This is a genomic window from Kocuria sp. CPCC 205260 (assembly GCF_040981045.1).
GTDB classification, from domain to species: domain Bacteria; phylum Actinomycetota; class Actinomycetes; order Actinomycetales; family Micrococcaceae; genus Kocuria; species Kocuria palustris.
Map to the genome: position 1 here is coordinate 1 of NZ_JAVKPT010000089.1, position 537 is coordinate 537.

At 76.2% G+C, this 537-nt stretch carries 1 pseudogene; it reads right to left on the bottom strand.

The features are described 5' to 3' along the window. Positions 1 to 405, bottom strand: a pseudogene (locus tag RF645_RS13325) (DNA polymerase III subunit delta'); the annotation flags it as partial. Positions 406 to 537: the final 132 nt, after the last annotated feature.

The window sequence follows — 537 nt, forward strand, 5'->3', positions numbered from 1 at the left end:
CTCGATGGCCTTGAGCATCACGTTCGAGGTGCGCTCCGCCATGCGGTCGGCGTCCTCGACCACCATGACGCGCCAGCGGCCCACCGAGGGCCGGTCCTGGGCACGGACCACGAGCTCGCGGGCCTCCTCGATGGTGATCTGCGGGTTCTCCGTGACGAAGTGGGTGAGGTCCGCGTGCGAGCTGGCCAGGACGGTGCGGCACGCGTGGCACTGCCCGCAGCCGCGCTCGGCGGGGTCCTCCTGCTCGCACAGCAGGGCCGCGGCGAACGCGAGGGCCGCGTTGGAGCGCCCCGAACCGGGCGGCCCGGTGAACAGCCAGGCGTGGTTGGGCCGGTCCTCCTGGGCGGCGCGCCGCAGCTGCGCCACCACGGCGTCCTGGCCCAGCAGCTGGTCCCACACGCTCACGCGCTCACCTCCGCGGCGCGGGCGGAGCGGGCGAGCCCGGTGAGGCGCTCGCGCACGGCGGCCGAGAGCTCCCCGGCCGGCCGGGTGGCGTCGAGCACCAGGTAGCGCTCCGGAGCCCGGCCGGCGAGCTCG